Origin of the sequence: Streptosporangium pseudovulgare (assembly GCF_014648055.1) — a bacterium.
GTDB classification, from domain to species: Bacteria; Actinomycetota; Actinomycetes; order Streptosporangiales; family Streptosporangiaceae; genus Streptosporangium; species Streptosporangium pseudovulgare.
Map to the genome: position 1 here is coordinate 668,706 of NZ_BMQJ01000002.1, position 17,155 is coordinate 685,860.

A 17,155-nucleotide genomic window follows, 5' to 3' on the forward strand; every position below is an offset into this window, starting at 1 on the left:
TCATACGGCGCCGGATCTCTCCGCGAAGTGGCACGAGGCGGCGTGGTCGTCGCCGAGCATCCGGAGCGGGGGCCGCTCATCCACGCACCGCGCCCGCTCGGACCCGCCGAGCATCCGGAACAGCGGGCAGCGGGTGCGGAACCGGCAGCCGGAGGGCGGGTCGGCCGGGCTGGGCAGGTCGCCCTCCAGCAGGACGTGCCCGCGCGAGCGCTCCACGCCGGGGTCGGGCACCGGAACGGCCGACAGCAGGGCGCGCGTGTAGGGGTGCAGCGGCGCGGCGTAGACCCGCTCGACCCGCCCGATCTCGGCGATCACCCCGAGGTACATGACCGCGACCCGGTCGGCGAGGTGCCGGACCACGGCCAGGTCGTGCGCGACGAACAGGTAGGACAGGCCCAGCCGCGCCTTCAGGTCCGTGAGGAGGTCGAGCACGCCCGCCCGGATCGACACGTCGAGCGCGGAGACCGGCTCGTCCAGCACGACCAGGCGGGGTTCCAGCGCGAGCGCGCGGGCGATGCCGACGCGCTGGCGCTGCCCCCCGGAGAAGTCCTGCGGGTGGCGCGCGGCGTGACCGGGTTCCAGGCCGACCAGGCGCAGCAGCTCGCGGACCCGCGGTCCCGGCCGCCGGATCCCGTGGGTGCGCAGCGGTTCGGCGACGATGTCGTAGACCGTCATCCTGGGGTCGAGCGAGGCCATCGGGTCCTGGAAGACGACCTGCAGGTCGCGCCGGATCGCCATCCGGTCGCGGGCGCCCAGCGCCGCGGTGTCACGGCCCAGCACGGTGACCGTGCCGTGCTGCGGCCCGGCCAGCCTCAGGATCTCCATCAGCGTCGTCGTCTTGCCGCAGCCCGACTCCCCGACGAGCGCGAGCGTCTCGCGTTCCCGGACGTCGAAGGAGACGCCGTCCACCGCCCGGACCGTGCCGATCCGCCGCCGCAGGAGCGTCCCCTTCGTCAGGGGGTAGTACCTGACCAGGTCGTCCACCGCGAGGACCACCTCGCGGTCCCGCCGCGGCGGCGGTGCCGCGCGCCCGCCGGGCTCCTCCGGGGCCCTCCCTCCGAACGCCCCGCCGGTCCGCGCCGGGACGCCCGCCCCCGCCGGGAGGACGCCCGCCGCGGCCTCCGCTCCGGCCTCCGCCGGGAGGGCTCCCGGGGGACGGGCCGCGAGCGGCGCCCCGCCCGCGGCCTCGATCTCCTCCGCGCGGATGCACGCGGCCAGGTGGCCGGGTGAGCCGACCGGCTCCAGGGCGGGCTCGGCGGCGGCGCAGGCGGGGACGGCCAGGGGGCAGCGCGGCTCGAACGGGCAGCCGGGGGGCAGCGCCGCGGGCGACGGCGGCGTCCCCTCGATCGGCACGGGCCGCTCCGCGGCGTCCAGGCGCGGGACCGCGGCGAGCAGGCCCGCGGTGTACGGCATGCGCGGCCGCAGGTAGACGTCGTCCACCGTCCCGGCCTCGACAGGCCGCCCGGCGTACATGACCATCACCCGGTCGGCGGACCCGGCCACCACCCCCAGGTCGTGGGTGATCAGCACGATCGCCGCGCCGGTCTCGCGCCGCGCCCGCCGCAGCACCTCCAGCACCTGGGCCTGGACGGTGACGTCGAGGGCGGTGGTGGGCTCGTCGCAGAGGATCACGTCGGGGTCGTTGGCGATCGCCATCGCGATCATGACGCGCTGGCGCATGCCGCCGGAGAACTCGTGCGGGAAGGCCCGGGCGCGCCGCGCGGCGTCGGGGATGCCGACCAGGTCGAGCAGCTCGACGGCCCGCCGGGCGGCGTCCCGCCGGCTCACCCGCCGGTGGATCCTGACCGCCTCGGCGATCTGGTCGCCCACCCGGTAGACCGGGGTGAGCGCGGAGAGCGGGTCCTGGAAGACCATCGAGATCGTCCCGCCCCGGACCGCCGAGAGGGTCTTCTCGTCCGCCCCGAGGATCTCCCGGCCGTGCAGCCGCACCGAGCCGGTGACGCGGGCGTGCGGCGGCAGCAGGCCCATCACGGCCAGCGAGGTGACCGACTTGCCGGACCCCGACTCGCCGACGACGCCGAGCACCTCTCCCGGCCGGACGGCGTAGCTCACCCCCCGTACGGCGCGCACCGCCCCGGCCCCCGCGCCGAAGGTCACGTGGAGGTCGGTCACCTCCAGCACCGGGCCGGGCGGCTCCGCCGGGTCGTCCCGGTCCGCCCGGCCCGTCCCGGGCCGGCCCGCCGACTCCGCCCGCAGCCCGCCGTACCCCTTCATCGGCGTCCTCTCCCGGAGGCGGGGTCGAAGGCGTCCCGCAGGGAGTCGCCGACCATGTTGACCGCGAGCACCGTCACGACCAGCAGTCCGGCGCAGAACCAGAACGTCCACGGGGCGTACAGGGCCGTCCTGGTGCCGTCGGCGATGAGGCTGCCCAGCGAGACGTCGGGCGGCTGGATGCCGAAGCCGAAGTAGGACAGGGAGGTCTCGGTGAGGATCGCGGCGCTGACGTTGAGCGTGGCGTCCACGACCAGCAGCGAGGACATGTTCGGCAGGATGTGCCGGAAGATGACCGTGGTGGGCCGCACCCCCATGAACCGGGCCGCGTACACGAACTCCCGCTCCCGGAGCGAGATCGTCACGCCCCGCACGATCTTGGAGGTGACCATCCACAGGAACAGCGCCAGCACCAGCACGAACAGCGGCCACTGGCCGCTCGCGAAGAGCGGCGACATGACCGCCAGGATCAGGAAGGCCGGGAGCACCAGCAGCAGGTCGGTGACCCAGGTCAGCGCCCGGTCGGTCCATCCGGCGAAGTATCCGGCGAACGCGCCCACCACGGCCGCCAGCGTGGTGCCGACGACCGCGGCGAGCAGGCCGACGACCAGCGACCGCCGCATGCCGCGCAGCGTGACGGCGTACACGTCGGCGCCGGTCTGCAGCGTGCCCCACCAGTGGTCGGCCGAAGGCGGCGCGAGGAAGGCGGTGAAGTCCCGGTCGGTGTAGCTCCACCGGCCGAGGAACGGGCCGGCGAAGGCCAGCAGGAACATCAGCGCCAGCAGCGCGAACCCGGCCCGCCCCTGGAACGAGCCGAAGAAGCGGCCCGCGACCACCCGCAGCCGCGACGGCGCCCCGAGCCGGTCCCCGGCCTCGTGCTGCTCGGCGAGCTCCTCGTCGGTGACGCTCATCGGTCCGCCCCCATCCGGACCCGCGGGTCGAGGACGGCGTGCATCAGATCGGAGGCCAGGGCGGCGGCCAGCACCGCGAGGGCGGCGAAGCAGCTGATCGCCGCGACGGTGTTGACGTCGTTGGCGGAGATGGAGTTGACGAGCTGCTCCCCCATGCCGTGCCAGCCGAAGATCTTCTCGGTGAAGGTCGTGCCGACCAGCAGCGCGCCGAAGGTGAAGGCGAAGTAGGTGACCGCCGGGATCAGCGCGGTGCGCAGCGCGTGCCTGACCAGCGCGGTACGGCGGCGCAGCCCCTTGGCCATGGCCGTGCGCACGAAGTCGGCCCCCAGCACGTCGAGCATCATGTTGCGCTGGTAGCGGCTGTAGACCGCGGCCAGGCCCAGCGACAGTGACAGCGTGGGCAGGACCAGGTGCCGCAGGCGGTCGGCCGCCTGCGCGGCGAAGCCGCCCGGCATGCCGGGCGTCGCCTCGCCGCTGACCAGGAGGACGTGGGCGCCCACCAGGTAGTTGAACCAGACCGCGGCGATGATCAGGATGTTGGCGAGCACGACCGTGGGGACGGCCAGCACCGCGAACGACACGCCGGTCGACAGCCGGTCGAACGGGCCGTACTGCCGGACGGCCGCGTAGGCCCCGACGAGCACGCCGGTGACGCTGCCGAGGAGCAGCCCGGCGGTGATCAGCCGCAGGGTGACGCCGATCCGCCGCCCGAGGTCCTGGTTGACCGACCCGCCGGTGACCGTCCGGCCGAAGTCGCCACGCACGACCCCGCTCGCCCACCTCAGGTAGCGCTCGGGCAGCGGCGTGCGGTCGTCGAGGTTCAGCTCGGCCAGGCGGGCGTCGACGACCGCGGGCGGGATCGGCGGGTTGCGGCCCTCGTAGTTGGCCCGCGGGTTCAGCGCGGTGGCCGCCAGCGCGTACGCCAGGCTCGTGGCGACGGCGATCAGCGCCAGATAGTTGAGCAGCCTGCGGAAAAGGAATCCCGCCATCGTCCCCCTCCGCGGTCCGCGCCGTCGGCAGCCATCCTGCTACATAATGCAGCAACGCGAACACGCTGCGTGCCCAATCTGGGGTGCGGTCTCGGTCAAGCGCCCATCCGGGTACGGCGAAGCCCCGGGCCGGGGCCCGGAAGGCGGGGTCCCGGCGGCCTGCCGGGGTCCGGCCCGACCTCCGGGGCGGGACCCCGGGAGGCGGCGCGCGGGTCAGCGGCCGGCGAGCTCGTCGACGGCGGCCCGCAGGTCCGCGCCGGTGATGGTGGTCAGCTCCTCGGCGCTGGCGGTGCCGTCGAGGGCGGCCAGCCGGACGTCACGGCACATCGCGGCGCGCTCGAACAGCGAGCGGGCGAACCGGCCGTTGCCCAGGCCGTCGATCAGGTCGTTGTCGCAGACCCAGGTGAAGACCTCCGCCAGGTCCCGTCGGGCGGCCTCGTCGAAGCGGTCGCCGGCCCGGCGGGCGAGCAGCTCGGCGATCTCGGCGAGCTCGCCCGGCGCGTAGGAGGGGAACCGCACCCGCTGGTTGAACCGGCTCGCCAGGCCGGGGTTGGTCGCCAGGAAGCGGTCCATCTCGCCCTCGTATCCGGCCAGGATGACCACCAGCCGGTCGCGGTCGTCCTCGGCCCGCTTGAGCAGCGTCTGCACGGCCTCGGCGCCGAAGGCGTCGCCCCCGGCGTAGCCCGCGTTGACCAGGCTGTAGGCCTCGTCGATGAACAGCACCCCGCCGAGCGCCCGGTCGACCAGCTCGTTCGTCTTGATCGCGGTGGCGCCGAGGTGCTGCCCCACCAGGTCGGCCCGCTGGGCCTCCACCACGTCGGGCTGGGCGAGCAGGCCCAGCGCGGCGAAGATGCGGCCGAGGATACGGGCCACCGTGGTCTTGCCGGTGCCGGGCGGGCCGGTGAAGACGAAGTGCCGCATCTGCGGCGGGGTCGGCAGGCCGCGTTCCTGCCGCATCCTCGCCACCCTGAGCTGCGCGGTGATCGCGTGCACCTGCTGCTTGACCGGCTCCAGGCCGGCCATCCGGTCCAGGTCGGCGAGCGCCTCCTCCAGGCTTGGGGCCGCCTGGTAGCCGTGATAGCGGGCGGTCAGCTCGTCGAACGCCTTGGTGACGTCGGCGGAGGTGACGGTGACCAGGTCCTCGGTGGTCGGCGCGCCCCCCGCGCCCACCACGCGCACGTCGCGGGCCTGGGCGGCGGCCTCGACGAGGCTGCGGGCGAACCGGGCGTTGCCCAGCTCGTCGACCAGCCCGCGCCGGTGGACGTCCTCGAACCGGGCGAGCAGCGCGGGCACGGCGTCCGCGGCCATCCGGTCGCCGCGTCCCCGCTGCAGCAGCCCGGTGATGCTCAGCAGCTCCTCGGGCGCGTAGCCGGGGAAGTGGATCCGGCTCGCGAACCGGCTGGACAGCCCGGGGTTGGAGGACAGGAAGGCGGCCATCTCCTTCTCGTATCCGGCCAGGATGATGATCAGCCGGTCGCGGTCGTCCTCGGCCCGCTTGAGAAGCGTCTGCACGGCCTCGGCTCCGAACCGGTCGGGCTGGCCGTCACCGGAGTTGATGAGGCCGTAGGCCTCGTCGATGAACAGCACCCCGCCGAGCGCCCGGTCGACCAGCTCGTTCGTCTTGATCGCGGTGGCTCCGAGGAACTCCCCCACCAGGTCGGCCCGCTGGGCCTCCACCACGTACGGGGTCTCCAGCAGGCCGAAGGCGTAGAAGATCTTCGCGACGGTCCGGGCGACGCTGGTCTTGCCGGTGCCCGGCGGACCGGCGAACACGAAGTGGCGCATCGGCGGCTCGGTCGTGTATCCGGCCTCCCTGCGCAGCCGGGCCGCCTCGATCGAGGCGGCGATGGAGCGCACCTGCTCCTTCACCGGGGCTAGACCGATCATGGCGTCCAGCTCGCCGAGCGCCTCCTCCACCGAGATCGGCGGCGGAGCGGTACGGCCGGCGGACGCGGCGGCCGGCGGGCCCCCCTCCCGGCCGCGGAGCCGCTCGGCCCGCTCGGCCCGTCCCGGCCGCGCGCGCCCCTCGGCGGTGTCCAGCGCGGCCTTGGTTCGGCGCGCCTGGACGAAGCGGTACACCAGCACCGCGGCGGCCGCGCCGTAGGCGGCCCATACGGCGGCGCCCGGCACGACCGTCCCCGCGGCGACGGCCACCACCCCGGCCGCGGCCAGGGCCATGAGCGTGGTCAGCCACGGAGGGACCCAGCGGACGACGTGCGCCAGGCCGGCCACGGGCAGGGCCAGCAGCATCATCGCGATCGGGGCGGCGGAGGCGCCGAAGACGGCCTGGAAGATCGGCAGCGTCAGCATCCAGGCGGCCACGACCGCCACGGTGGCGGCGGCGCGGGGGTAGCGCAGGGCCAGCGACACGAAGCCGAGCAGGGCGATCGTGACGGGCAGCGCGGTGAAGAGAGACCATCCCATGCCGAGCGCCAGCCCGGCCGCGGCGACCAGGACCGCGACGTGGATCAGCCGCCGCAGCGGAGGGCGGAGGCGGAAGTATCGCATCCGCACCTGCTCGAACGCGTCACGTGCCGCCGCGCGCCCCGCCGGCCGGGCCATGTCGGGTTCCCGCATCACGCCTCCCCGGTTTGCCACCCGGTTATACCGCACCGGACAGGCGTTCGCGCGCGCCTGAGCGTCGCGCCACGCCGCCGCTCGGTCACGATCGGGCGAAGCGATGGGACCGGATGAACCCCACAATCCGGGCGGCGGCCTCCTGCCCGCCACGCGACACGGCAAACCGGCAGGGGAATGTCACCGCCCGGCAAGCCCGCGCGGACGCGCCCGGCGTTCCCGCACCGAGCCCGCACCGAGCCCGTACTGAGCCCGTACTGAGCCCGTACTGAGGCCCGTACGGCGCGGCTCCGGCGCCCGGGACCCGGTGTTCAGCCGGCGCGGGCGCGACCCTGGTGGCGTCCGGGGAATTCGCCGACCGTGACGTGCTCGGGGGTGACGCGCAGCACGCCGGCCTCGGGGTCGCCCACCGCGATGCCGCGCACCTCGACCCAGAACCCGCGTTCCGCGGGGTCGGCGGCGAACACCGCCACCCGGGGATCCCGCTCGGCCGCCTCCCAGGCGTCGTCGGCGGCGATCAGGCGCAGCTCGCCGCCCGGCCCGACCGCGCCGACCGCGCCGACCGCGAGCGCGCGCGGCCCGCCGGAGGCGGCGCAGGAGAGCACCACCTCCCGGGCGTGGGTGAAGGTCCGGCGCACGTCGCCGCTGAGGCCGACCGGGGGCCCGGCGTCGCCCGGCAGGCGGTCACCGCGACCGTCGTGCATGATCAGGGACGCCCGCCAGGGGCCCGGCGACCCCTGCCACCACGCCCGTGCCGACCGGGCGGCGAACACCGCCGCGAACGCCGCCAGCGCCCCCGCGCCGCACCACCAGGCCAGGTCGTCCGCCCGGCCACGCCCGTACACGGCCAGGAGCGCCGACCCGCCGAGCGCCGCGGACGCGGCGGCCAGCGTGACCGCCGCCGCCACCAGCCACCGGTCGCCGCCGTGCACCCGGCCGGAAAGGCGCGGGCCGCGCGAAACGCGCGGCCCGTACGGACCGTGCGGGCTTCCCGGGCTCCCTGGGCCTCCCGGGCTTCGCGGTCGCCGGGTCCCGCCGTACGCCCAGGCCGGCGCGAGCAGGACCGCCGGCGCGACCGCCGCCCACCCCGGCTCCCCGGTGATCCGGGCGGCCACCGCGACGGCGGCGAGCGCCGACCACGCGCGGCCCGCCACCAGCCACAGGGTCACGTCGGCGGCACGCCGGGCCGTACGGTCCCCGCCGGCGGCGGCGAACTGGGTCAGGGCGGCGACCGGCCGTCCCCGCCACGCCTCGGCCAGGACGCGCAGCACGAACACGGCGACGCCGTTGAGCAGGACCGTCCCGGCCAGGACGGCCCACGTGCCGTCGAGGTCCCCCGCCGCGGACCGGGAGACGGCCCGCGGCAGGGTGGCGACCGCCGCGACGTAGGCGGCGAGCGCGACCGGGGTCACCGACACGGACGCCGCGAGCCACACGTCCCGGGCGAGCATGCCGGGGACGTAGGGCCAGAGCCTGACGCGGCGGGCCTGCCGGAGGGTGATCGCCACGACGGCCGCGAGCACGGCTCCGCCGCCGATCTCCGCCCAGGTGGTCAGGCCGGTCCCGAAGGCCGTGACGGCCGCCGCGACGAGCGCCGCGGCCAGCAGCAGGCGGATCTGCCTCGTCCACGACTCCAGGGCCCGTCTCGCCCGCCCGGTCTCGCGTGGATCCACCGGCCACGCCGGGTCGTGGTGGTCCCGGGGGCTCTCCCAGCGCAGCAGCGCGAGGCCCAGGCCGACCCTCGCCCCGGCGTGCCCGTCCAGCCGGCGCAGCGCCTCCCGGTAGGCGCCCTCGGCGGCGCGGTGCTCGCCGCGCAACAGCGCGAGGTCGCCGGTGAGCACGTGGGGGTCGGGCTCCTGCGGCGCGTAGCGCACGGCCCGCGCCGCCTGCGCCCGCGACTCCCGCCAGCGACCGGGCACGTGCCGCAGGGCCGCGCCCAGGCGCAGCCGCGCCGCCCAGGACCCCGGGGCCAGCCGTACGGCCTCCTCCGCCGCCGCGACGGCCTCGGCGGAGCGGCCGAGCCGTTCGAACGCGAGGCTGGCCAGGCGGTAACCCCACCCGGTCGCGTGCTCGGCGCCCGGGTCGTGGTCCACCGCCCGGCGGGCGGCCTCCAGCGCGGCCTCGGGCCGGTCCTCGGCCAGCCGGCGCGCGGCCAGGGCGCACCACTCGCGCGGGTCGCCGGGGTTCGTCGACAGGGGGGTTCCGTTCTCCGCGGATCTCGTTCTCACCGGCCGCGGCCCCCGGGAGTCCGGGGGGCGTCACGTGTCTCGCCGGGCTCGCCGCGGGTCCCGCGCTCATCGGCCACGATGGCCATGATCTGCGCGGAGACGGCGTTTGCCTAGACGGCGGCCACATGCCTGTATCTCTCTAGAGAGGTCGCACGCGCCGGCCCGCCCCACACCGGCCGGCGCCGCCGCCGTGGGCATGCCGTCATGAACCGATACCCCGATGCCGCCTCAATCAGTGCCCGACTTCGCCTAAGCTGCGTCGCATGTTCGTCCAGGCCGGCAAGACCCCCCGCCGCCGATGAGCGCCATGAGGGTCGCGGTGGCGCCCTCGCGGCGCGAGGGGGATCGGCGGGGCGAGACGAGCCGCTGGTCGGTCCTCGCCCTCCTCTGTTTCAGTCTGCTGCTGATCGCGGTGGACGCCACAGTCCTGCACATCGCGGTCCCGGCGCTGACCGCCGCGCTGGAACCGAGCTCGGTGGAGCTGCTGTGGATCATCGACGCCTACTCGCTGGTGGTCGCGCCGCTGCTGCTGACCTTCGGCACGCTCGGCGACCGTCACGGGCGCAAGCGCCTGGTGCTCGCCGGTTACCTGGTCTTCGGCGTCGCCTCGGCCGCGGCCGCCTTCGCGCCGACCCCGCTCGCCCTCATCTCCGCGCGGGTGCTCCTGGGCGTCGGCGGCGCCATGATCATGCCTGCCACGCTGTCGATCATCCGGCAGGTCTTCACCGACCGCAGGGAGCGCGCGCTCGCGCTGGGCGTGTGGAGCGCGGTCGCGGCGGCCGGGGCCGCGGTGGGACCGGTCATCGGCGGCCTGCTCGTCGAGCACTTCTGGTGGGGCGCCGTCTTCCTGATCAACGTGCCGATCCTGCTGGTGCTGCTGCCCGCCGCCGCCAGGCTGCTGCCCGAGTGCCGCCCGCGCGCCCCGAAGCCGTGGGACGCGCCCAGCGCGCTGCTGTCGGTGCTGGGCATCCTCGCGCTGGCCTTCGGGCTGAAGGAGGCGGGCTCCGGCCACCCGGCCGGGATCGCGGCGTTCGTCTGCGGGGCCGGGCTGCTGGTCTGGTTCGTGCGCCGGCAGCGGAGGCTGGCCTTCCCCCTGCTCGACCTCGAACTGTTCCGGCGGCGGGCCTTCTCCGTCGGCGTGGCCGCGGTGCTGCTGACCGTCTTCGCCCTGGTGGGCCTGGAGCTGATGCTCGCCCAGTACCTCCAGCTCGTGCTCGGCGACAGCCCGCTCGGAGCCGCGGTCCGCATGCTGCCGCTGATGGTCGCCGCCATCTCCGGCGGGCTGGCCGGCGCGCGGCTGCTGCGCTGGTTCGGGCTGCGCGCCACGATGAGCGGCGGGCTCGCGCTGACCACCCTGTCGCTGATGCCCCCGCTCACCTGGGGCACCGAGGGCCACCCGCTGGTCCTCGCGTTCTGCTTCGTCGGGATCGGCTTCGGCATCCAGGTCACCCTGCTGGCCGCCTCCGACACGATCATGTCGTCCGCCCCCGAGGAGCGTGCCGGCGGGGCCGCGGCGATCGAGGAGACGGCCTACGAACTGGGCGCCGGCCTGGGCGTGGCGATCCTCGGCACGGTCACCACCCTCGTCTACGCGCCCTCGCTGGCCCAGGTCCCGGGCGTCTCGCCCGCCCTGATGGACGAGGCCCGCCAGTCGCTCGCCGCCGCCGCGCACGTGGCGCGGGAGGTCGGCGGCGACGCCGGTACGGCGCTGCTGAACGCCGCCCGCGTCGCCTTCGTCTCCGGCCTGCACACCACGGTCCTGGTGAGCCTGCTCCTGCTGGCCGGCACCGCCGCGGCCGTGGCGCTGCTGGTGCCGCGCGACCGGCGGGACGACGCGGGCTGAACCGGCCCGGGGCCGGACGGCTGGATCGATCAAGGTGTTCGGGCCGGGTCCCGGAGGAGGACGAACCGGCCGGAGAGGCGTTCTCCCGGTCGCGCGCCGGGCGTTTGAGAAACCCGCTCGCGGTCAGCTATGGGCAGGAACGCGGAATCTCCCCAGAATGAGGAACCGTGCGACGAACCCTCCGCGATCTCGCCGCCCTGGCCGCCAGGCTGGGAGTGGGCGGGATCTTCTTCGCGAACGGCTGGCACAAGCTGGAGGCGGGCCTGACCGCCACCAATGACCAGTTCACGTCCCTGGGAGCGCCCGCGCCCGGGATCTGGGCCGCCGCGACGATGCTGATCGAGCTCGTCGGCGGGGTGCTCCTGGTGGCCGGGCTGGCGGTGCCGGCCTGCGGGCTGGTGTTGTTCGCCGAGGCCGTCGCGGTGTTCGCCGTGACCACCGGCGAGCACGGCCTGCCGCTGACCGGCGGGGACGTCAGCCTGGTGGTCGCGCTCGGCGCCGCCTCCGTCCTCCTCGCGGTCGTCGGCGCGGGCCGCCTGTCGGTCGACCACCTGCTGGTGATGAGGCGGCGGGAGGCCGAGGCCGCCCAGGACTTCGCCGCCGAGGCGGAGGCCGACGACGTCATCGCGGCGCTGCGCGAGCCGGAGTCCGCCCGGGACACCGGGACCGCCGGGACCACCGGTGCCACCGGGACCACCGGTGCCACCGGGACCGCCGGTGCCACCGGGATCGCGGGCCCCATGGGTTCCACGGGGCCTGCGGTTTCCACGGGTCCGGCCGGCTCGTCGGGTTCCGCGGGTTCCGCGGGTTCCGCGGGGGCGGGAGACGCCGGCCGGGCGGCGCCCGGCGGGGACACCGCGGAGTTCCCCGCCCGGACGCGGGCGCACCCGTACGGCGACGCGCGGGACACAGGGGAGGCGGGAGAGGCCGCTGACGGGGACGCCCCCGGGCCGGGGAGCGCCCTGGGCGACACCGCGGATCCGCGTGATGTCCCGGACGGCGGGACCGCGGGCCCGGCCGGGAGCCACGACGTCCTGGTGGCCCGGCGGGACGAGCCCCGGAGAGACTGAGCGGCCTTCCGCCGTGACCGCAGGAAGGGTGCGGCGATCGACGCCGTGCGGGACACCCGGGCGGCGTGGAAGGACGCGGCGGACGAAGCGTTCCGGACGAGTCGTTCCGCACAGGCACTCGGACCGGGACTCGGACTCGGACGGGGACTCGGACGGGATGATCCGGATGGGATGATCCGGACGGCATGGGAGGATGCGACGGATGGCGCCGCGCGGAGACCTCGGGCGGCGCTCGCCGTACCCGGAGGTCCGTCGCACGGCGGTGCCCGCCGTGTCAGGACGCGAGGAGAGCCGATGATCCGCCGCTGGAACCCCGACGTCGTGGCCGCCCCGGCCGGCCGCTACAGCCACCTGGCCACGGTGCCCGAGGGCCACGAGCTGGTGATGATCTCCGGGCAGCTCGGCGTGCTGCCCGACGGCACCCTCGCGGGCCCGGACGCGGAGTCCCAGGCGCGGCAGGTCTACGCCAACATCGAGCTGCTGCTCGAATCGATCGGCGCGACACCGGCGCACCTGGTGAAGGTGTTCACGATGGTCGCGGGGACCGAGCACCTGCCGGGCTGCCGGGCGGCGATGGGTGAGGCGTTCGGCAGGTGGTTCCCGGACGGCGACTGGCCCGCCCAGTCGCTGGCGGTGGTCGCGGCCCTGGCCGCCCCCGAGCTGGCCGTCGAGGTGGAGGCCGTGGCCGCCGTCCCGCGCGCCGCCGGACGCGGCTAGCGGAGACCCGCGGCGGGACGGGGGTCGCGGGGACACTCGCGGGCGGGGGCCTCGGCCCGGTCCTGTGCGGCGAGGACGTCGTCGCCGTGCTCGAACGCCCACTCCCCGAACGCCCCGATCAGCGGCACCAGGCTGCGCCCCAGGTCGGTCAGGCCGTACTCGACCCGCGGGGGCGCCTCCGGGTAGGCCCGCCGTCCGACGAGGCCGTTGTACTCCAGCCTGCGGAGCGTCTCGGTGAGCACCTTCGGGCTGATCCCGCCGATCCCCTCGCGCAGCTCCCCCGGCCTGCGCGGACCGGAGCGCAGCGCCCACAGCACGACGGCGTTCCAGGTGTTGCCGATCAGGTCGAAGGCGAGTCGTGCGCGGCAGTCGGCGAGGAACATGTCCACGTCCCCGATTATGGCGCCGCCGTCGCACACCGAACGGTGCCCTACGGCTTCCCTATGTTCGTTCCCACCGGCCCGCGGCGCGGAGCCGGACCGGACGGCACGCGGACCGGGTCACGCCCGGTCTCCGGGCCCCGGTCATGAAGACAAGGGAGGACGAATGCGCATCGGCATCCTGGGGGCGGGCAACATGGCCGACGCCCTCGGCACGCACTGGGCCCGCGCGGGTCACGAGCTCATGGTGAGCGGCCGGGACGCGGCGAAGGCCGCGGCCCTGGCGGAGCGTCTCGGACCGGCCGCCCGCGCGGGCACCTGGGCCGAGGCGGCCGGGTTCGGGGAGGCGGTGCTGCTGGCCGTACGCGCGGAGGCGGTGCCCGGCGTCCTCGCGGCGGCCGGCGCAGCGGACGGGGCGCTGCGCGGGCGCGTGCTGATCGACTGCACCAACTCCGTGGTTCCCGGGAGGTTCGTCCTCGCCACGGAAGGCGGTCCCTCGATGGCGCGACGCGTCGCGGAGATCGCCGTCGGCGCCCGTGTCGTCAAGGCGTTCAACCTGTGCCACGAGGACGTCTGGCGGATGACGCCGCCCGTCTTCGACGGCGACCGGCTGGCCGTCCCGCTGTGCGGGGACGACTCCGGGGCGCTCGCGACGGTGCGTTCCCTGGTCGAGGACCTGGGCTGCGCGGCCGTCGAGGGCGGCGGGCTGGACCGCGCCGGGCTGCTGGAGGCGACGATGGCGTTCATGGTCGGCCTGTGGTTCCGCGGCGCGGACGCCCGGGCGGTCCTGCCGCCGGCGCGGTACGCGTTCGGCGACCCCGCCGCGACCGCCCGCTGATCGGGGCCGATGCGGGACGGGGCGGGGCGGGGCGGGACCGTTCGGAGCGCACCGAAACGTTCCGTCTCTACGGTCGGACCATGAACAGCGCGACCCATGACGAACCGCTCACCCACCCGCACGACTCCCACATGGTGATCACTCCGAACATCCTGTACTTCGGCACCCCCGTGGTCCTGCTCTCCACCGAGAACGAGGACGGGACGTTCAACCTCACGCCGATGTCCTCGGCGTGGGCACTGGGCTCGACCGTGGTGCTGGGCCTGGGCGCCGAGGGGCAGGGCGCGCACAACCTCGCCGCCCGCCCCGACGTCGTGATCAGCCTTCCCTCACCGGAGCAGTGGCGGGCCGTGGAGCGGCTGGCGCCGCTGACCGGGCGCGACCCGGTCCCCGCCCAGAAGCGAGGCGCGTTCCGGTTCGAGCCGGACAAGTTCGGTGCGGCGGGGCTGCGCCCCGAACCCTCCGAGCTGGTCCGCCCGCCGCGCGTGGCCGGCTGCCCGCTCCAGCTGGAGGCCCGGGCGGCGACGGTACGGCCGGACACCGCCGGGCGGTTCCTCATCATCGAGACCGAGGTGCTCCGGGTGCACGCCGCCCCGCGCATCGTGGTCCCCGGGACCCAGCACGTCGATCCCGCCGCCTGGAGCCCGTTGATCTACAACTTCCGGCACTACCACGGCCTCGGGCCCGAGCTGGGCCGCAGCTTCCGCTCCGAGACGCCGCGCCCGCGCCCGGGGGAACCGGCTCCGGACGCCGGGGAGACCTCCCGTCCGCGCCCGGCGCCGTAGCCGGTCGGCGGTCTACCGGCCGCGCTGCTGGGCCGGGACCCCGACCCGGTCCACGATCGCCTCCGCGCCCTCCTGCCGGGCGCAGTTCGCGCAGCAGTACCAGCGCCCGTCGGCCTCCACCCCGTGCCCGACGATCCGCACACCGCAGTGCTCGCAGACCGGAGCCATGCTGCTGATCGCGCACTCGAAGCTGTCGAAGACGTGCACGGCCCCCTGGGCGTGCACCTCGAAGCACATGTCGTAGTCGTTGCCGCAGACCTCACACCGAGCCATGTCTCCCCCCGAAAACCGGCATCCTCGCCGTGGGTCTACCCGTCCGGGAGCGGCCTCAGACGAAGCCGGTCGAACATTGACCGGTCCCCGGGGGACCGTCCCGCACCAGGGGTCGGGCGGGACCGGGATCGGGCGGAGGCCGGGGTCAGGCGGAGGCCGGCATCCCGGGGGCGGCCGCGGGCCGCATGCGGAAGACGATGACCGGGTCGGCGGGCTCGGGATGGCAGACGGAGCAGCCCGGGTCACTGCAGGCCACGGGACACGCGCCCCGTCCGCACCAGTGCTCGGAGACCGTCTCGCAGGCCGCGGCGTGGACGGGAGTGGGCTCGATGACGTTCACTTCACCCCCGCCCTTTCACGTCTCCGTCATGGTAAGTCAACACGCGCCGCGCAAGAGGGCGCAATCACCATCTTCCCCGGGCCTCCCGGCCCTCCGGGAGCTCCGACGGTGGCGCCGTCCGGCGGATGTCACACACTCGGAGGATGTCCCGTCCTCCATGTGTGAAGACCGATGAAGATCTCGCCGCCGAGTTCGCCGCCATCCGGCCCCGCCTGGTGGGCGTGGCCTACGGTCTGCTCGGCAGCCTCGACGAGGCCGAGGACGTGGTGCAGGACGCCTGGTTCCGGCTGGGCCGCGCCGGCCGCGCGGAGATCCGGGACGTCACGGGCTGGCTGGTGGTCACGGTCTCCCGGCTCGCGCTGGACGTGCTGCGCTCGGCGCGGGCGCGCCGGGAGGAGTACGTCGGGCCGTGGCTGCCCGAGCCGGTGGTGGACGGGGGCGACCCTGCCGACCGGGTGACGCTGGACGAGTCGATGAGCATGGCGATGCTCGTCGTGCTGGAGTCGCTCAGCCCGGCCGAGCGCACCGCGTTCGTGCTGCACGACGTGTTCGGGCTGCCGTTCGACGAGGTGGGCCGGGCCGTGGGCCGCTCACCGGCCGCCTGCCGCCAGCTCGCCACCCGGGCCCGCCGGCACGTCGCGGCGCGGGCGCCCCGGTTCGAGGTGGACGCCGCCGAGCACCGCAGGGTGGTCGAGGCGTTCGCCCGGGCCGGCGCCGGAGACGACATCGGCGCGCTGATGGAGCTGCTCGACCCCGGCGTGGTACTGCGCAGCGACGGGGGCGGCCTGGTCACCGCGGCCAGGCGGCCCGTCCGCGGCGCCGACCGGGTGGCCCGTTTCCTGCTCGGGGTCACCAGGCGGTACGGGCCCTCCCGCGGGTTCGCACCGGTCATGGTCAACGGCTGGCCGGGGCTGCTGCGGTCCCGGCGGGACGCGACGCACGCCGTCTACGCGCTGAACACGGCCCGCGGCCGGATCACCGAGATCTACATCGTGATGAATCCGGAGAAGCTGAGGAGCATTCCATGAAGGAACGGATGAACGTCGCCGAGCTGGCCCCCGAGGGTTACGAGGCCATGCTGGGCCTGGAGAAGTACCTCCACCGCAGCGGCCTGCCGAAGACCACGCTGGAGCTGGTGAAGCTGCGGGCCAGCCAGATCAACGGCTGCGGCTTCTGCGTGGACATGCACAGCCACGAGGCCAAGAAGGCCGGCGAGAGCGACGAGCGGCTGTTCTCGGTGGCCGCCTGGCGGGAGGCGCCGTACTACACCGACGCCGAGCGGGCGGCCCTGGCCCTGACCGAGGAGGCCACCCGGCTCAGCGACCGGGCGGAGGCGGTGCCGGACCACGTGTGGGAGGAGGCGGCCCGGCACTTCGAGCCGCCGCTCCTGGCCTCGCTCGTGGTGGCGATCGCGACGATCAACGCCTGGAACCGCATCTGCGTCACCACACGTAAGATCGCGGGCTCTCTCCGCAACCAAAACGGTTGATCCGGAGGGGATCACCGGGCTAGGTTGGCTCGCACGGGCTTTCCGTGCGAGCCGGCCTTTTACGCGGGCCCGCGAAGGGGAATGCCGGGTGATATCGGACACACCGGGTGCGAGGAAAAAGGAGGCGGACCATGCGACGCAGCAAGACCATCAGGCCGCGCGACCGGCGCCGCCGCACCATCGGCACCGAGCCGGACCTACGGACCCCGTCGGGCCGGATGCTTCCCTATTGAACGTCCCTTTACAGTGGTTTTACGCGATTCTCTGTAGACAACTCGCGTAACGGAATCATCACGCCGGGGGGCTCAATGAGGAGACTTGCGGTCGTGCCACCTCAGGTCGCACGGCTCAAGATCAGAGATATCCGTTCCGTGAAGCACCGCAGAACCGCCGGGGACGGCAAGGTCGTGGACCTCCGCGCCTACGCCGGACGCAACGTCGTGCTCTTCCCGCGCACGAGCGGCCCCACACCGGCGGCCTGAC

At 75.0% G+C, this 17,155-nt stretch carries 15 protein-coding genes; 7 read left to right on the forward strand and 8 right to left on the reverse strand.

Going from position 1 to position 17,155, the window contains the following annotated elements:
• From IEZ10_RS06690 to IEZ10_RS06710, 5 genes are all read right to left on the reverse strand, one after another.
• On the reverse strand, positions 1–2,235 hold the full coding sequence (locus IEZ10_RS06690) for a dipeptide ABC transporter ATP-binding protein (RefSeq protein ID WP_189245553.1): 2,235 nt from the start codon (positions 2,233–2,235) through the stop codon (positions 1–3).
• A complete protein-coding gene (locus IEZ10_RS06695) occupies positions 2,232–3,143 on the reverse strand; it encodes an ABC transporter permease (protein WP_189245554.1) in 912 nt (303 codons plus the stop codon). Before IEZ10_RS06695 ends, IEZ10_RS06690 begins: the two co-directional genes overlap by 4 nt.
• Positions 3,140–4,132 (reverse strand): ABC transporter permease, encoded by a 993-nt coding sequence (locus IEZ10_RS06700; protein ID WP_189245555.1) that lies wholly within the window; start codon positions 4,130–4,132, stop codon positions 3,140–3,142. Before IEZ10_RS06700 ends, IEZ10_RS06695 begins: the two co-directional genes overlap by 4 nt.
• 213 nt (positions 4,133–4,345) lie before the next feature.
• Positions 4,346–6,709: an AAA family ATPase gene (locus IEZ10_RS06705; protein ID WP_189245556.1), complete on the reverse strand. Its 2,364-nt coding sequence runs from the start codon at positions 6,707–6,709 to the stop codon at positions 4,346–4,348.
• A 311-nt stretch (positions 6,710–7,020) separates the two neighbouring features.
• Entirely contained in the window at positions 7,021–8,937 is a 1,917-nt protein-coding gene (locus IEZ10_RS06710; RefSeq protein ID WP_189245557.1) for a tetratricopeptide repeat protein, read from the reverse strand.
• A gap of 307 nt (positions 8,938–9,244) precedes the next feature.
• Between IEZ10_RS06710 and IEZ10_RS06715 the strand changes: the two genes are divergently transcribed.
• The 3 genes from IEZ10_RS06715 (at position 9,245) to IEZ10_RS06725 (ending at position 12,567) form a co-directional block, all read left to right on the forward strand.
• Positions 9,245–10,780 (forward strand): MFS transporter, encoded by a 1,536-nt coding sequence (locus tag IEZ10_RS06715; RefSeq protein WP_229811008.1) that lies wholly within the window; start codon positions 9,245–9,247, stop codon positions 10,778–10,780.
• Between the two features lie 167 nt (positions 10,781–10,947).
• Positions 10,948–11,850: a DoxX family protein gene (locus tag IEZ10_RS06720; RefSeq protein WP_189245559.1), complete on the forward strand. Its 903-nt coding sequence runs from the start codon at positions 10,948–10,950 to the stop codon at positions 11,848–11,850.
• A gap of 294 nt (positions 11,851–12,144) precedes the next feature.
• Entirely contained in the window at positions 12,145–12,567 is a 423-nt protein-coding gene (locus tag IEZ10_RS06725; protein WP_189245560.1) for a RidA family protein, read from the forward strand.
• Here the strand turns inward: IEZ10_RS06725 and IEZ10_RS06730 are convergent.
• The gene (locus IEZ10_RS06730; protein WP_189245731.1) at positions 12,564–12,950 is read right to left on the reverse strand and encodes a winged helix-turn-helix transcriptional regulator; all 387 of its coding nucleotides are present in this window, start codon (positions 12,948–12,950) and stop codon (positions 12,564–12,566) included. The two genes, IEZ10_RS06725 and IEZ10_RS06730, sit on opposite strands and share 4 nt — an antisense overlap.
• A 163-nt stretch (positions 12,951–13,113) precedes the next feature.
• On the opposite strand from IEZ10_RS06730, the gene IEZ10_RS06735 reads away from it, so the two are divergent.
• The gene (locus tag IEZ10_RS06735) at positions 13,114–13,785 is read left to right on the forward strand and encodes an NADPH-dependent F420 reductase (protein WP_229811009.1); all 672 of its coding nucleotides are present in this window, start codon (positions 13,114–13,116) and stop codon (positions 13,783–13,785) included.
• Positions 13,786–13,865: 80 nt separating this feature from the next.
• Positions 13,866–14,570 carry a flavin reductase family protein gene (locus IEZ10_RS06740; protein WP_229811010.1) on the forward strand — a complete coding sequence of 235 codons (705 nt, stop codon included), beginning with the start codon at positions 13,866–13,868 and terminating at the stop codon, positions 14,568–14,570.
• Positions 14,571–14,582: 12 nt separating this feature from the next.
• On the opposite strand, the gene IEZ10_RS06745 is transcribed toward IEZ10_RS06740, so the two are convergent.
• Positions 14,583–14,843, reverse strand: coding sequence for a metallothionein (locus IEZ10_RS06745; RefSeq protein WP_189245561.1), 261 nt, complete (start codon positions 14,841–14,843; stop codon positions 14,583–14,585).
• A 145-nt stretch (positions 14,844–14,988) separates the two neighbouring features.
• A complete protein-coding gene (locus IEZ10_RS06750; RefSeq protein ID WP_189245562.1) occupies positions 14,989–15,183 on the reverse strand; it encodes a hypothetical protein in 195 nt (64 codons plus the stop codon).
• Positions 15,184–15,344: 161 nt separating this feature from the next.
• Between IEZ10_RS06750 and sigJ the strand changes: the two genes are divergently transcribed.
• The gene (gene sigJ / locus IEZ10_RS06755) at positions 15,345–16,211 is read left to right on the forward strand and encodes an RNA polymerase sigma factor SigJ (protein WP_229811011.1); all 867 of its coding nucleotides are present in this window, start codon (positions 15,345–15,347) and stop codon (positions 16,209–16,211) included.
• Positions 16,208–16,672, forward strand: coding sequence for a carboxymuconolactone decarboxylase family protein (locus tag IEZ10_RS06760; protein ID WP_189245564.1), 465 nt, complete (start codon positions 16,208–16,210; stop codon positions 16,670–16,672). The genes sigJ and IEZ10_RS06760 overlap by 4 nt, the downstream gene beginning before the upstream one ends.
• The last annotated feature ends 483 nt before the right edge of the window (positions 16,673–17,155 follow it).

Coding starts and splice junctions, on each gene's coding strand:
- IEZ10_RS06690 (WP_189245553.1), bottom strand. CDS start 2,235: ATGAAGGGGTACGGCGGGCTGCGGGCGGAGTCGGCGGGCCGGCCCGGG.
- IEZ10_RS06695 (WP_189245554.1), bottom strand. CDS start 3,143: ATGAGCGTCACCGACGAGGAGCTCGCCGAGCAGCACGAGGCCGGGGAC.
- IEZ10_RS06700 (WP_189245555.1), bottom strand. CDS start 4,132: ATGGCGGGATTCCTTTTCCGCAGGCTGCTCAACTATCTGGCGCTGATC.
- IEZ10_RS06705 (WP_189245556.1), bottom strand. CDS start 6,709: ATGCGGGAACCCGACATGGCCCGGCCGGCGGGGCGCGCGGCGGCACGT.
- IEZ10_RS06715 (WP_229811008.1), top strand. CDS start 9,245: ATGAGGGTCGCGGTGGCGCCCTCGCGGCGCGAGGGGGATCGGCGGGGC.
- IEZ10_RS06725 (WP_189245560.1), top strand. CDS start 12,145: ATGATCCGCCGCTGGAACCCCGACGTCGTGGCCGCCCCGGCCGGCCGC.
- IEZ10_RS06730 (WP_189245731.1), bottom strand. CDS start 12,950: ATGTTCCTCGCCGACTGCCGCGCACGACTCGCCTTCGACCTGATCGGC.
- IEZ10_RS06735 (WP_229811009.1), top strand. CDS start 13,114: ATGCGCATCGGCATCCTGGGGGCGGGCAACATGGCCGACGCCCTCGGC.
- IEZ10_RS06740 (WP_229811010.1), top strand. CDS start 13,866: ATGAACAGCGCGACCCATGACGAACCGCTCACCCACCCGCACGACTCC.
- IEZ10_RS06745 (WP_189245561.1), bottom strand. CDS start 14,843: ATGGCTCGGTGTGAGGTCTGCGGCAACGACTACGACATGTGCTTCGAG.
- IEZ10_RS06760 (WP_189245564.1), top strand. CDS start 16,208: ATGAAGGAACGGATGAACGTCGCCGAGCTGGCCCCCGAGGGTTACGAG.